Origin of the sequence: Lysinibacillus sphaericus, assembly GCF_001629735.1 — a bacterium.
In the GTDB taxonomy this organism is placed as follows: domain Bacteria; phylum Bacillota; class Bacilli; order Bacillales_A; family Planococcaceae; genus Lysinibacillus; species Lysinibacillus pinottii.
Window position 1 is genome coordinate 822,798 of record NZ_CP015224.1, and the last position, 12,735, is coordinate 835,532.

Annotated in this window: 14 protein-coding genes; all 14 read left to right on the forward strand. The window is 40.2% G+C overall.

Annotated elements, in window-relative coordinates; all coding sequences use genetic code 11:
- Nucleotides 1–13 precede the first annotated feature (13 nt).
- The 14 genes from A2J09_RS03895 (at nucleotide 14) to A2J09_RS03960 (ending at nucleotide 12,711) form a co-directional block, all read left to right on the forward strand.
- Nucleotides 14–1,438: an ethanolamine ammonia-lyase reactivating factor EutA gene (locus A2J09_RS03895; protein WP_012293765.1), complete on the forward strand. Its 1,425-nt coding sequence runs from the start codon at nucleotides 14–16 to the stop codon at nucleotides 1,436–1,438.
- Nucleotides 1,439–1,443: 5 nt separating this feature from the next.
- Entirely contained in the window at nucleotides 1,444–2,814 is a 1,371-nt protein-coding gene (locus tag A2J09_RS03900; RefSeq protein WP_012293766.1) for an ethanolamine ammonia-lyase subunit EutB, read from the forward strand.
- 9 nt (nucleotides 2,815–2,823) lie between these two features.
- Nucleotides 2,824–3,837, forward strand: a complete 1,014-nt coding sequence (gene eutC, locus A2J09_RS03905) for an ethanolamine ammonia-lyase subunit EutC (protein WP_036161239.1) — start codon at nucleotides 2,824–2,826, stop codon at nucleotides 3,835–3,837.
- Nucleotides 3,838–3,848: 11 nt separating this feature from the next.
- Nucleotides 3,849–4,499: an ethanolamine utilization microcompartment protein EutL gene (gene eutL / locus A2J09_RS03910; protein WP_012293768.1), complete on the forward strand. Its 651-nt coding sequence runs from the start codon at nucleotides 3,849–3,851 to the stop codon at nucleotides 4,497–4,499.
- Nucleotides 4,500–4,514: 15 nt separating this feature from the next.
- Complete coding sequence (locus tag A2J09_RS03915; RefSeq protein ID WP_012293769.1) at nucleotides 4,515–6,005, forward strand: aldehyde dehydrogenase family protein; 1,491 nt, start codon at nucleotides 4,515–4,517, stop codon at nucleotides 6,003–6,005.
- A gap of 16 nt (nucleotides 6,006–6,021) precedes the next feature.
- Nucleotides 6,022–6,300 carry a BMC domain-containing protein gene (locus tag A2J09_RS03920; RefSeq protein WP_008176438.1) on the forward strand — a complete coding sequence of 93 codons (279 nt, stop codon included), beginning with the start codon at nucleotides 6,022–6,024 and terminating at the stop codon, nucleotides 6,298–6,300.
- Nucleotides 6,301–6,390: 90 nt separating this feature from the next.
- Nucleotides 6,391–6,981: a phosphate propanoyltransferase gene (locus A2J09_RS03925; protein WP_012293770.1), complete on the forward strand. Its 591-nt coding sequence runs from the start codon at nucleotides 6,391–6,393 to the stop codon at nucleotides 6,979–6,981.
- Nucleotides 6,982–6,993: 12 nt separating this feature from the next.
- Nucleotides 6,994–7,863 (forward strand): phosphate propanoyltransferase, encoded by an 870-nt coding sequence (locus tag A2J09_RS03930; protein ID WP_012293771.1) that lies wholly within the window; start codon nucleotides 6,994–6,996, stop codon nucleotides 7,861–7,863.
- 36 nt (nucleotides 7,864–7,899) lie between these two features.
- The gene (locus tag A2J09_RS03935) at nucleotides 7,900–8,184 is read left to right on the forward strand and encodes a EutN/CcmL family microcompartment protein (protein WP_008176433.1); all 285 of its coding nucleotides are present in this window, start codon (nucleotides 7,900–7,902) and stop codon (nucleotides 8,182–8,184) included.
- On the forward strand, nucleotides 8,177–8,545 hold the full coding sequence (locus tag A2J09_RS03940) for a BMC domain-containing protein (RefSeq protein WP_012293773.1): 369 nt from the start codon (nucleotides 8,177–8,179) through the stop codon (nucleotides 8,543–8,545). The genes A2J09_RS03935 and A2J09_RS03940 overlap by 8 nt, the downstream gene beginning before the upstream one ends.
- A complete protein-coding gene (gene mdh / locus A2J09_RS03945; protein WP_012293774.1) occupies nucleotides 8,545–9,492 on the forward strand; it encodes a malate dehydrogenase in 948 nt (315 codons plus the stop codon). The genes A2J09_RS03940 and mdh overlap by 1 nt, the downstream gene beginning before the upstream one ends.
- A 304-nt stretch (nucleotides 9,493–9,796) precedes the next feature.
- The gene (locus A2J09_RS03950) at nucleotides 9,797–9,982 is read left to right on the forward strand and encodes a hypothetical protein (RefSeq protein WP_012293775.1); all 186 of its coding nucleotides are present in this window, start codon (nucleotides 9,797–9,799) and stop codon (nucleotides 9,980–9,982) included.
- Nucleotides 9,983–10,046: 64 nt separating this feature from the next.
- Nucleotides 10,047–11,141, forward strand: coding sequence for a helix-turn-helix transcriptional regulator (locus tag A2J09_RS03955; RefSeq protein ID WP_036161240.1), 1,095 nt, complete (start codon nucleotides 10,047–10,049; stop codon nucleotides 11,139–11,141).
- 73 nt (nucleotides 11,142–11,214) lie between these two features.
- On the forward strand, nucleotides 11,215–12,711 hold the full coding sequence (locus A2J09_RS03960; protein WP_012293776.1) for a carboxypeptidase M32: 1,497 nt from the start codon (nucleotides 11,215–11,217) through the stop codon (nucleotides 12,709–12,711).
- The last annotated feature ends 24 nt before the right edge of the window (nucleotides 12,712–12,735 follow it).

Here is a 12,735-nt window from a genome sequence, read left to right on the forward strand (position 1 = left end):
AGGGTGGTGTAGGGTGAAGACTGAAAAAATTTATAGTGCTGGTATTGATATTGGGACAAGCACGACAAAAATGGTAGTTAGTAGCTTTTTGTTAAAGAATGTGGCTGGCGTAACCCATGTGCCAAGGATTGAAATTATTGAGAAGACGGTGTTACATCAAAGTCCCATCATCAAGACACCTTTTATCAATAAAGACATCATCGATATGAAAAAAATTGAAGAATTCATTTTTCAGCAGTATCAATTGGCTCAAATCGCACCAACTGATATTTCAACAGGCGCCATTATTATTACTGGTGAATCTGCCACGAAGGAAAATGCAAGAGAGGTTGTCCATACCATTGCAGACGGCGCTGGTCATTTTTTAGTTGCTACTGCGGGTCCTGATTTAGAGGGCATTATTGCGGCTAAAGGGTCAGGTACATTACAGCAATCTAAAAATTCTTCTAAAGTGATCGCCAATATTGATATTGGTGGAGGAACTGCCAATATTGCTGTTATGCAATTTGGAGAGGTCATTGGTACATGTACCTTACATGTTGGTGGTAGATTGATTGAATTTAACAATGGGAGGATTCAATCAATTTCTCCGCCACTCATGGAACTAATGAAAAAATGGACTAATCCATTATCCGTAGGTGATGCGGCAGAAGATCCTCGAGTAACGCTATGTATAGAAGAAATGGTCGCCACACTTGCTTTAATCTTGCAGGGGCAATTTACGGATGACAGGCATCCATTATTACTTGGGCACTTGCCAAACTGGCATAAACCAGTAGATGCCATCGTCTTTTCTGGAGGGGTAGCCTCCTGTATTTATGAAAATGAATGTACACTTCGTCAATATGATGATATTGGTGAGCGATTAGCGAAAATGCTAGTACAGCACGAGCAACTGCAATCATTTTTATGGCTACAACCTAAAGAAACTGCTCGTGCGACAGTCACTGGGGCAGGGACACAAACTACTGAAATTAGTGGGGCAACCATCCAGGTGGATGCCGAGGTGTTACCGCTTAAAAATGTTCCTGTTTTTAACTGCCATATGGATGCAACAGCAATCGACTTTAATAGTACGGTGAAAACAGCGGTGCAGCGAGCAGATGATTTATTTGCGATACAGGAAAATCGTGCACCATTTGCACTCTATTTTAGTGAATTGCCGTATTTAAGCTTTCAGGATGTACATGCATTGTGTGAGGCTGTATTGCGACACTTGGCAACTAGATGCTCCAAGGACATACCAATTATCATAGTCATTCAATCAGATTATGCAAAGATTATTGGACAAACCATACAAGCAATCAATCCGGCAGTCCCAATTATTTGCATCGATCAAATTAAAGTGGAGACGGGGGATTACATCGACATTGGAGAGGTTCTGCCATCAGGCGTTGTTCCAGTTGTTGTGAAAACTCTTGCCTTCCACTCAAAGTAAGGAGGATGAATGTGAATTTATCGGTGATATTTGGTGGAGAGAAATATAACTTTAAATCATTAAAAGATGTCATGGCTAAGGCCAATGAAGAAAAATCAGGTGATCAGCTAGCGGGAATTGCAGCTGAAACCGTTCAACAGCGTATAGCAGCAAAGGCTGTACTAAGTGAGCTTCTAGTCAAAGATATTCGAGAAAATCCATTAGTGCCGCAAGAAAATGATGAGGTTTCACGCATTATTGAGGGCGACATTAATGAGCAAATATATGGAGAAATCAAAAACTGGAGCATTGAGCAGCTACGCGAGTACATTTTGTCGAATGATACTGGTGATCGCGAGCTAAAGCGTTTAAGCAAAGGGATGAATTCTGAAGTGATTGCGGCTGTCACGAAGCTAATGTCAAATCTAGATTTGGTTCATGCAGCCAATAAAGTAGAGATTTTATCCACATGTAATATTACTATCGGTCAAAAAGGTACGCTGTCTTCACGACTACAGCCAAATCATCCCACAGACAATATAGACGGTATTATTGCTTCCCTAAAGGAAGGTTTGTCCTATGGTATTGGTGATGCTGTCATTGGCATTAATCCTGTGGATGATTCAGTTGAAAGTGTCAAAAAGGTATTAACTGCCACAAAAGAATTTATTAATGATTGGTCAATTCCTACGCAGAATTGTGTATTAGCCCATATTACGACACAGATGAAGGCCATTAAACAGGGCGCACCCGCTGATATGATTTTCCAAAGTATTGCTGGCACTGAAATTGCCAACCGTTCATTTGGGATTTCAGCAGATTTAATACGAGAAGCAGAAGAGCTCATTAAAAAGCAGGGGACGGGTACGGGTCCGAACCTATTCTACTTTGAAACAGGGCAAGGCTCGGAACTATCAGCAGAAGCTCATATGGGCATCGACCAAGTAACACTTGAATCTCGCAATTATGGATTTGCTAGACATTTCAATCCTTATATCGTGAACACGGTAGTTGGTTTTATCGGCCCTGAGTATTTATATAACAATAAACAAGTAATACGTGCAGGTCTTGAGGATCACTTCATGGGCAAAATGCATGGTATCCCTATGGGGGTAGATATTTGTTATACCAACCATATTAAGGCAGATCAAAATGATGTGGAAGATTTAAGTGTGTTACTGACAGCGGCTGGCGTTAATTTTATTATTGCGGCGCCAATGGGTGATGATGTCATGCTCAATTATCAATCAATGAGCTTCCATGATGTAGCTACATTACTACAAACATTTGGAAAAAAACCAGCACCAGAATATTTAGCGTGGCTTGAGAAAATGGGCATTTATGAAAATGGTCGACTTTCAGCTAGGGCTGGCGATTTATCCATTTTTGAAAGGTAGGTGAGTCGAGTGAATGATCAATTAGTCTCTATGATTACACAACTTGTCATGGAAAAGATGGAGAAAACTACGGAGGGGCAAGCTTCTGAGGTAACCACAACACCAACAGAGCCGCTTATTAAGTTCTATGATACAACAGCTACTAGTGGAGCTACAGAAATAGCAGAACCTATGTCTACGTCTACAAAAAGTGAACCATTAATTCAACTGTATCAGCACGGAACGCCTCAGCAGGCACATATAGCTCCTGTAGCTGTTGAACAACCGTTAAATGTAGCTGTCCCGATTAAGCCTTTTCAGTTTGAGGCTGACACATTAACAGAAAGTATACAGGCGGCTAAAAAACATACACCAGCTCGGATTGGCGTAGGTAGAGCGGGAACAAGACCAAAAACAAAAACATGGTTAAAGTTCCGTCTCGATCATGCGGCTGCAGTGGACGCTGTGTATGGTGAAGTGACAGAAGACCTTTTACAAAAACTTGATGTCTTTCAAGTGACAACGAAAGTAACAGATAAAGAGGAATACATTACAAGACCGGACTTAGGTCGTCGTTTATCAGATGAAGCCAAGTCATTAATTCAACAAAAGTGCAAGCAACAGCCGAAAGTACAGGTCATTATTTCCAATGGCTTAAGTGCGAGTGCGATTGAGGAAAATGTACAAGATGTTTATTTAGCGCTTCAGCAAAGTCTTAGCAATTTAAATATTGATTTAGGCACAACCTTCTATATTGATAAAGGCCGAGTGGCTCTCATGGATGAAATCGGGGAGTTGTTACAGGCAGAGGTTATTGTTTATTTAATTGGTGAGCGACCTGGACTAGTATCGGCTGAATCGATGAGTGCTTATTTATGCTATAAACCTAGAATCGGCACAGTAGAAGCAGAGCGCATGGTCATCTCTAATATCCATAAAGGCGGCATCCCTCCATTAGAGGCGGGTGCGTACCTTGGAACCATCGTACAAAAAATCTTGCATTATCAGGCAAGTGGGGTAGAGCTTGTCGCAAAAGAAGGTTAGGAGGCTGTAATATGAATCCTCAAAAAATAATGGCCCAAATTTTAGCGATGCAAACTATTCCTAGAGTCAACAGTGAATTAGCAGAGCAGCTAGATTTGAAGCCGCATCATCATAGTATTGGGCTCGTGACCCTCACAATTGATGATGTAGGATATGTTGCACTAGATGAAGCAACAAAGAAGGCAGATGTTGAAGTTGTCTATGCGAAAAGTTTCTATGCGGGGGCGGCACATGCATCTGGTCCCTTGTCAGGGGAGGTCATTGGCATTATTGCTGGGACCTCGCCTGATGAAATCCGTAGTGCTCTAGATGCCATTCAGCAAAAAATAGAGTTTGACACGTACTTTGAAGCTATTAATAACAATGACAACCATGCCTTATTTGCCCATACCGTGGCAAGCTGTGGGACGTATCTTGCTGAGCTGGCAGATGTAAAGGTGGGCACACCCCTTGCGTATTTAATCGCACCGCCATTGGAGGCTGTTGTTGGTTTAGACGCAGCATTAAAGGCAGCAGATGTAGAGCTAAAGGTTTTCTTTGGCCCTCCCTCGGAAACCAATTTTGGTGGCGCTTTATTAAGTGGCAGCCAATCATCCTGCGAGGCTGCGGCACAAGCTTTTAGAGAAGCCATCGAAAATTTAGCAAGAAACCCAGTGATTTAGAAAGGAGGCGGCTTTATGGCCACATTAGACAAAGACTTATTAGCTATTCAAGAAATGAGAGATGCCGTTAGACATGCTAATACAGCACAAGCTGCCTATATGCAATTTTCACAGCAACAAGTAGACAGCATCGTGAAAGCTGTTGCGGATGCTGCCTTTAAGGAAGCTGATCGCTTAGCAAAAATGGCTGTGCAAGAAACAGGGATGGGTATCCCTAATCATAAAAAAATGAAAAATGAAGTTGCTTCACGAGATGTCTATGAAGATATTAAAGAATTAAAAACGGTCGGTATCGTAGGCTATGATCGAATGAAAAAAGTGGCGGAAATTGCAAGTCCTTTTGGGGTCATTGCAGGAATTGTGCCAACGACGAATCCAACATCTACCGCCATTTTTAAAACATTAATTTCTTTAAAAACAAGGAATGCCCTAGTGCTAAGTCCTCACCCATATGCTGTGAAGTGTACAAAAGAGGCGTTAGACGTTTGCCGAGTAGCTGCAGAACAAGCAGGTGCACCAGAAGGTTTACTGCAATGTTTAACAATGTCTTCAATGGAGGCAACACAGCAGCTAATGAAGCATCCTGATATTCATTTGATTTTAGCAACAGGTGGCGGCGCATTAGTGAAGGCGGCGTATAGCTCAGGAAAGCCTGCTTATGGGGTAGGACCAGGAAATGTCCCAGCCTACATCGAAAAATCAGCAAATATTCAAAAGTCTGTACGTCAATTGGTGCACAGTAAATCGTTTGATAATGGGACAATTTGTGCTACTGAGCAGGCTATTATTGTAGATAAAGCCATTGCAGACCAGGTACAAACAGAATTAAAGAAAAACGGTGCTTATCTATTAAATGCTGAAGAAAAAGCTAAAATGGAGAAATTAATTTCACCAGTTCCTGGAAAGGTGAATCCACAAATCGTCGGCAAATCAGCATCCTGCTTAGCAGATTCTGTTGGCATCACTGTCCCAGATGAAACCAAAGTACTTGTTGGCTTGGAAACGATGATTGGTAAAAATATTCCGTTTTCTCTGGAAAAGTTATCACCTATTTTTGCTCTCTATATTGTCGAAAACAGTACAGAAGCTAAGCAAGTGATGATTGACCTTTTAAATATTGGCGGACGCGGACATACATGCTCGATTCATACTGAAAATGCAGCTTTAGCAGAGCAATTCTCCGTTGAATTACCAGTATCTCGTATTGTAGTAAATACACTATCCTCAATTGGGGCAGTAGGTGGCACAACTGGATTAGCACCATCCTTTACATTAGGCTGTGGTACATTTGGCGGCAATATCACGTCGGATAACATTACAGCAAGACATCTTTTAAACATTAAACGTATGGCTTATGGCATTAAAGATGTAGAGGTGCCAAAGCCAGAGTTTGAAGTACAGTCTGTTGTTGAGTCGGTTGTATCACAAGAGCCTTCTTTAGACACAACAATGGTTCAACAAATCGTTGATCAAGTATTAAAACAAATCACATTACAAAATAAATAATTTGGAGGAATGACAAATGAGTACAGCATTAGGAATGGTAGAAACAAAAGGTTTAGTAGGAGCAATTGAAGCAGGAGATGCAATGGTAAAAGCGGCAAGCGTTAATTTAGTAGGTAAAGTACATGTTGGTGGCGGTATCGTAACAGTTCTTGTTCGTGGAGATGTAGGTGCCGTAAAAGCAGCAACAGATGCAGGCGCAGCAGCAGCACAACGTGTAGGAGAACTTTTATCTGTTCATGTAATTCCACGTCCACACCATGAATTAGAAATGATTTTACCAAAAGCAGAAGCTTAATAAATCAGCAATGAGAGCTGATCCAACTAAAGGACAGCTCTCATCTTGTCATCAAGAAACAACAATCCATTTAATATAGAGGTGGCTAACGTGACAACAGCGACAAAAACATTTCCAGTGGCCATTTCGGCTCGTCATATCCATCTAAGTGAAGCGGATTTACAAGCGCTTTTTGGCCCACATGCAACGTTAACAAAGGATTTTGACTTATCGCAGCCAGGACAATTTGCTGCAAAGGAGCGTGTCTCCATTGAGGGACCGAAAGGCATTATTCATAATGTCCGAATACTTGGTCCAGTAAGAGCAGCTACTCAAGTGGAAGTCAGTCGAACAGATGCGATGAAACTTGGGGTAACTCCTCCGCTGAGACAGTCAGGAGATATTGACAACTCAGCAGGCATTAAAATTATTAACCAAGATCATGAATTGGCCATCGAGCAAGGGGTCATTATTGCACAAGCACATATTCATATGACTGAGGAAGATGCGAAAGCATTAGAAGTTCAAAACAATGAATTGGTTTCTGTAGAAGTAATCAGTGACCGTCCAGTTACATTTCGCGGTGTAGTGGTACGAGTTTCCAATGAATTTAGTTTGGAAATGCATATAGATACGGATGAAGCAAACGCTGGTTTTATTGAACAACAAGCACAAGGAACAATAGTAAAAGTAACATCGTAAGGAGGAGGCAAGATGCAAGAAAATTTAGTGCAAAAAATTGTAGAAGAAGTTCTGCAGCAAGTTTTAAAAAATCAATCTTCCCCTCCACATGACGGTAAAATTCCAATTGGTGTATCTGCCCGCCATGTCCACCTTGCACAAGCAGAAGTGGAACAGCTCTTTGGTGAGAATTATCAGCTTACACCAAAGTTTGAGCTTTCACAACCTGGGCAATTTGCTGCGGAGGAAACCGTGGTCATTGCTGGTCCAAAAGGATCGATTGAGCGTGTACGTATACTGGGTCCAGCTCGTTCATTGTCTCAAGTGGAAGTCAGTTGGACAGATGCCATGAAACTAGGGATAAAACCACCATTAAGAATTTCAGGTGATATACAAGGCTCTAGCCCTGTTACATTGATTGGTCCAAAGGGGAGTGTCGTGCTAAATGAAGGACTCATTATTGCACAAGCACACATTCATATGTCCCCTGAAGACAGTGCGAAATTCAATGTAGTAGATGGACAGTCTGTACAAATCAGGGTAGATGGTATTCGCCCAATTATTTTATCGAATGTGGTGATCCGTGTATCAGAGCGTTATCGTTTAGAGATGCATATTGATACAGATGAAGCCAATGCAGGTTTAATTCAGCAAGGAACATTAGCAGAAATCGTTCAGCATCAAGTGAATGAGCAACCGATCCCAGTGAAAGAGCAGTCTCCAGTCGTAGCAAAGGTAGAAAAACCAGCTATCTATCATTATGACAAAAAGCTACTTTCACAATTGGAAGTGTTAGAAATAGATGCGCAAGAAATTGTCGTGCCAAAGAAAACCATTGTAACGGCGTTAGCTTATGATAAGCTGCGAGAGTTAAATAAAACTTTAACGATCTGTTCTGAGTAGCAAATTAATCTGTGTAGCATAAAGAGGGTGAAGTTCATGCAAATGGGAAGAGTGATAGGTAGTGTATGGGCAACACGCAAAGAGGAAGGGCTGAATGGTTTAAAACTACTAATCATTCAACCAATTGACTCCAATCAACAGCCGATTCGCACTGAAATTGTAGCAGCTGATCGTATCGGCGCAGGGATTGGTGATGATGTCCTAATAACAAGCGGTGGTTCATCACGCTATATTATGAAAGAAAATCCGTTACCAATCGATGCAGTTGTTATTGGTATTATTGATTCTACTGAAGTGATGAGAGGTGAGGACAATGAGTAGTGCAATTGGCATGATTGAAACAAAAGGATTGGTAGGTTCTTATGAAGCGGCTGATGCGATGATTAAAGCATCTGATGTTACAATCGTCAAGCAGGAATTCGTAGATGGTGGCATTGTGACAGTGGTCGTGAAAGGTGACGTAGGTTCTGTACAAGCAGCAGTAGAAGCCGGAAAAGCGGCTGCTATGCGTGTTGGAGAATTATTAGGCGCTCACGTAATTCCAAGACCTGATGAAGAGGTATTCCAAATGATTAAAGGACCAGAGGCACCGAAGAAAAAGCCGGTTTCTACATCTACATCAACACGTGCTAAAAAAACAACCGAAGCCACACCAGCGACAGATAATCGAGGTGAAGCATAATGGCATTTCGTAAAAATAAAATCGCTGTGATTGGTGCAGGTCATACCGGTTCTACATTGAGTTTATTTTTAGCACAAAAGGAACTAGGCGATGTCGTTCTTGTCGATATTCCCGAAGCAGAGAACCCAACAAAAGGGAAGGCATTGGATTTACTACAAACAGGCCCAATAGAAAAGTTTAATGTATCTATTAAAGGAACAAGCAATTATGAGGATATTGCTGGTGCAGACATCGTAGTCATAACAGCAGGAATCCCTCGTAAGCCAGGCATGAGCCGTGATGATTTAGTGACAACGAATGCGAAGATTATTCAACAGGTTTCAAGACAAATTAAACACTATGCTCCAAATAGTATTGTCTTAGTTTTAAGTAATCCGGTTGATGCTATGACGTATGTCTGTCACAAGGAAACAGGCTTTGCTAAAAATCGTATTATTGGTCAGTCTGGTGTGTTAGATACAGCTCGCTTCAACACGTTTGTTGCACAGGAGCTACAAATTGCACCTGAAGATGTCTCTGGCTTTGTGCTAGGTGGACATGGTGATGAAATGGTACCATTAATCCGTTATTCCTATGCAGGAGGTATTCCGCTAGAAAAACTCATCCCCCAGGATAGACTCCAGCAAATCGTCGAACGTACACGCAAAGGTGGCGGTGAAATTGTCGGTTTATTAGGAAATGGTAGTGCGTATTATGCACCAGCTGCTGCATGCGCGCAAATGGTTGAAATCATTATCAAAGATCAACGGAAAATAGTCCCTTCTATTGCCCTATTAGAAGGTGAATATGGGTACCAAAACCTGTATCTAGGGGTACCAACAATTTTAGGAGGCAATGGCATTGAATCTGTCATCGAATTGCACCTAACAAATGAAGAACAAGCAGCGCTTCAGCATTCTGCCGAGGCTGTTAAACAAGTAATTGCCATTTGCCAAAACATAGAGTGATCAGACTCTACTTACGATGAATAGAAAGAATCCCCATCTTTCTTTAAATTGAAAATGAATGGCAGCTCCTACAAATGTTTGATTGGAAACCGAACATTACTCGAAAGCTAGTGAAAATTCTCCTAAATATATACCTCACTTTGAGTAAGAGAGGACGAACTGTAGCAAGCGCATGGTTTGCTACAGTTTTTTTATTTCCTAAAAAGTACTAAATAAGCTAAAGGAAGTTGACTTTGCCCAAAAGGGAAAGTGTATAACGGATATAAGCCATAGATAAAAGGGAGAAGGACTGGTGTGAGATCAATTGTGGTGTATCAACGAAGAGGAGGAAGATTTAGTTCCTTATGCTGCAGTTGGCGATGGCGGCAATGTGATTTGTTGTATTCCAACGCTGAACACAGCAGTTGCTATCTCATCACTCTTTATGGTCAATGCACCAGATAGAGGGCTGTTTATCAAAGAACATATTATTCCAACATTAATGCGATAATAACACAACCTATATCATAACAAACCATATCACCTCTACTATAATCAAAGGAGGAGGGATGAGGATGAATAACATCATACAGGAGATGATTGATTGGATTGAAGATCATCTCTTAGAAGGCTTTTCATTAGAACATTTAGGGAAGCATATGGGCTATTCCCCGTATTATTGTTCGTTTAAATTCCACCAAATAACGGGAATCACCATTAAAAAATATGTTTCATTACGAAAGATATATTTGGCCTCTGAAGCGTTAAAAAAGTCGGAAGAAAAAATAATCGATATTGCCTTACATTATGGTTTTTCAACACAGGAATCCTTTTCTAGAGCCTTTAAAAAGGCCTTTGGTATAAGCCCTCATGAATTCCGAAAGTCCCCACAACCTTTGCAAACATTTGTAAAAAAGAATTTAAAGGATGAAAGAGGATGGTTTACGATGGATATTTCTTCAAAATTAAAAATTGAAGCATTGCAAGAGAAAATACATGCGCAATATGATCAAGCGATATTGAATGTTTTAAATGGTCAAATGATGTACGAGGAGTTTTCGAAACAGCAATTAATGGGGAACAGTGATTATGTACCTTTCAATGAAGCCATGTGTAGCAATCAAACAGCAAGCCCGATTTTGGGCGAAGAATTTAACAAAATTCGTGCCGCTGGACACCAAGTAACAGTACAGGACTATGAGCATATAACAGTAAATCCTTTGAAGTTATTGTGGACCAAAAACTACCAATGTATCGTTTTATGGTTTGGGGATGATATGTTTTGTCAAATGAACTTGCTAACTGTACTTGCTTTTCTGGAGCAGCAAAAATACGAAGGCAAAGTTTATTTCCATATGGTACAGGAAGCGACCTATGATGTGGATGAAATGGAAATTGTGCTTGGAGACTATTTAAAGATTTATCAAGACGTTTTGATCCGCCATCGTATCCCGGAGGCAACGCTTTTACCAGTAATGTATCAGGGGATTCAATTATATTTTGACTATTTAAAAGAAGAAAATGATATTTCTTCTTATATTAAGAAACATGTTGATCAGTCCCCACAGGAATTGTTAACACAATTATTTCGCCTCTTTCCTCAATATGGGCTTGGAGATACTCAGTATTTAAAAATAATAGATACAGTGAAAAATGAAAAATCTGAGTAAAACTACTAAATGGTCCACAATATACAAAATTTTCGAAAATATGATAAACTTATAGCACAAGGAGGATGAAAGCATGACTATTCAACAATTTACTGACTATGTTAAGAAGATGCAGCATTATGAGGAAGCACTCAATGTGATTTATTGGGATATGCGAACGGGAGCACCTAAAAAAGGATTAGCACAACGTTCAGAGGTAATAGGTACATTATCAGCCTCCTTATTTGATATGCAAACGAGTGAAGAATTAGGTGAGCTTCTATTAGCATTAGAGGCAAAAAAATCAGATCTTGATTATGTGACACTTCGTTTAGTAGAAGAAGTAAGAAAGAATTACGATCAAAATAAAAAAATTCCTGCTGAAGAGTATAAAGAATTTGTTATTCTACAATCGAAGGCGGAAACGGCTTGGGAAGAAGCAAAGGAAAGCAATAATTTTGAACTATTCCTACCATATTTAGAGGAAATCATTCAATGGCAAAAAAAATTCATTCAATATTGGGGCATTAAAAATGGATCTCCATATAATACATTGCTCGATTTATATGAACCTGACATGACGACAGATGTACTAGACCAAGTATTTGGTGATTTACGAGAATCTATTGTAACGCTTGTACAAAAAATTGCTGATTCATCGAATAAACCAGATACAAGCATGTTATTTAAGCATTTTCCACGTGAAGCTCAGCGTGAACTATCACTAGAGATGCTAGCTCAACTTGGTTACGACTTTGATGCTGGCCGTTTGGATGAAAGTGTGCATCCATTTATGATTGGTTTAAATTACGGAGATGCTCGTATTACAACAAAATATGATGAAAATGATTTCCGTTCAGCTATTTTTGGTACCATTCATGAATGCGGTCATGCCATGTATGAGCAAAACATTGATGCAAAGCTTGCAGGCTTGCCGCTAGCTACTGGTACATCGATGGGTATTCATGAATCACAATCATTATTTTATGAAAACTTTGTCGGCAGAAATGAAAAGTTCTGGGAGCATAACTATGAGCGACTTCAACACTTCTCACCAGCTCAATTTGGCGATGTTGCATTAGGCGATTTTTTACGTGCCATTAATATGGTAGAACCATCCTTCATTCGTATTGAAGCAGATGAACTAACGTATCCACTACATATCATGATTCGCTATGAAATTGAACGTGACTTATTCAACGGGGATTTACAAGCGAAGGATCTTCCGCAAGTATGGAATGATAAGTATGAGGAATATTTAGGCATTCGTCCTGAAACAGATGCAATGGGAGTATTACAAGACATGCACTGGTCAGGTGGTATGTTTGGTTACTTCCCGTCCTATGCATTAGGAATGATTTATGCAGCGCAATGGAAGCATGCGATGGACAAGGATATCCCTCATTTTGATGAATTACTAGAAAAGGGAGAGCTACTGCCAATTCGAGAGTGGCTAACTGAGAAAGTTCATCAATATGGAGCATTGAAAAAACCATTTGAATTGCTAAAAGAAGCAACAGGGGAAGGCTTAAATGCCAAGTATCTTGCAGATTATTTACAAGAAAAATATACGAAACTGTATCAATTATAACGTGAAAAAAGAGATTTCTCGGAA

Excerpts from the sequence above, each read along its gene's own strand:
- A2J09_RS03900 (WP_012293766.1), top strand. The coding sequence starts at position 1,444 with ATGAATGTGAATTTATCGGTGATATTTGGTGGAGAGAAATATAACTTT.
- eutL (WP_012293768.1), top strand. The coding sequence starts at position 3,849 with ATGAATCCTCAAAAAATAATGGCCCAAATTTTAGCGATGCAAACTATT.
- A2J09_RS03915 (WP_012293769.1), top strand. The coding sequence starts at position 4,515 with ATGGCCACATTAGACAAAGACTTATTAGCTATTCAAGAAATGAGAGAT.
- A2J09_RS03920 (WP_008176438.1), top strand. The coding sequence starts at position 6,022 with ATGAGTACAGCATTAGGAATGGTAGAAACAAAAGGTTTAGTAGGAGCA.
- A2J09_RS03930 (WP_012293771.1), top strand. The coding sequence starts at position 6,994 with ATGCAAGAAAATTTAGTGCAAAAAATTGTAGAAGAAGTTCTGCAGCAA.
- A2J09_RS03935 (WP_008176433.1), top strand. The coding sequence starts at position 7,900 with ATGCAAATGGGAAGAGTGATAGGTAGTGTATGGGCAACACGCAAAGAG.
- A2J09_RS03940 (WP_012293773.1), top strand. The coding sequence starts at position 8,177 with ATGAGTAGTGCAATTGGCATGATTGAAACAAAAGGATTGGTAGGTTCT.
- mdh (WP_012293774.1), top strand. The coding sequence starts at position 8,545 with ATGGCATTTCGTAAAAATAAAATCGCTGTGATTGGTGCAGGTCATACC.
- A2J09_RS03955 (WP_036161240.1), top strand. The coding sequence starts at position 10,047 with ATGAATAACATCATACAGGAGATGATTGATTGGATTGAAGATCATCTC.
- A2J09_RS03960 (WP_012293776.1), top strand. The coding sequence starts at position 11,215 with ATGACTATTCAACAATTTACTGACTATGTTAAGAAGATGCAGCATTAT.